Source organism: Bartonella sp. AS69XJJH, from assembly GCF_042195585.1.
Classification (GTDB): Bacteria; Pseudomonadota; Alphaproteobacteria; order Rhizobiales; family Rhizobiaceae; genus Bartonella.
The window spans coordinates 1-728 of record NZ_JBHIOO010000126.1 but is presented as its reverse complement, the minus strand read 5'-3'; the positions used below and the strand labels follow the sequence as shown (position 1 = coordinate 728).

Genomic DNA, 728 nt, shown 5'->3' with positions numbered 1-728 from the left:
AGCACACAAAACAGCAGTGAAAGTGCTTCAATGAGTGTTGGCACCGGTTATGGCACGGGTGGCGCAGGGGCAACGGGTAGTGCTTCTTTTAGTCAAGGGGAAGGTTCCAGTGAGGAAGTTCAACACAAAAACAGCCATATTATAGGCACCGGCACAGTTCACACCATAAGTCAGGCAAACACCACATTGGCAGGCGCCGTGGTTTCTGGAGAGCGTGTAGAAATGGAAGTAGGGGGTGATTTTGCCATTATCAGCCGCAGTGATACGGGACAAACTTCCAGCAAGCAAAACTCTGTTTCTGTTGGGTTTGGTGCTGGACAAACGGGTGGTGGGGGCTCCATGAGTGCCTCTTTCCAAAAGGATAAATCCTCTAGCGATTATCATAGTGTTGTGGAGCAATCAGGCATCAAAGCGGGTGATGGCGGCTTTAAGATCAACGTTAAAGATAAAACAACGCTAACCGGAGGACTTATTTCCAGCACTGCGCCGGCAGATAAAAACAGCCTGACCACTGGAAGCATTACCACCAGTGATATCAGCAACAGTGCCCATGCTAAAGCCAGCAGCCATGGGTTTAGCATTTCTGGGAATGACACGATAAAAAACATTGCCAAGAATGTTTTAAATCACGGCAAAGCCAAGGATGCAGCAGAAGGGGAAACCAAATCTGCTATCAGCGATGGGACTATCATCCTTACTGATACAACTGGACAGAGGGCGATGGGGCA

1 protein-coding gene is annotated in these 728 nt (G+C 48.8%); it reads left to right on the top strand.

Annotation, left to right across the window (positions count from 1 at the left end):
• The coding region (locus tag ACFIK6_RS10135; RefSeq protein WP_375677619.1) for a hemagglutinin repeat-containing protein at positions 1-728 on the top strand (728 nt) is incomplete at both ends.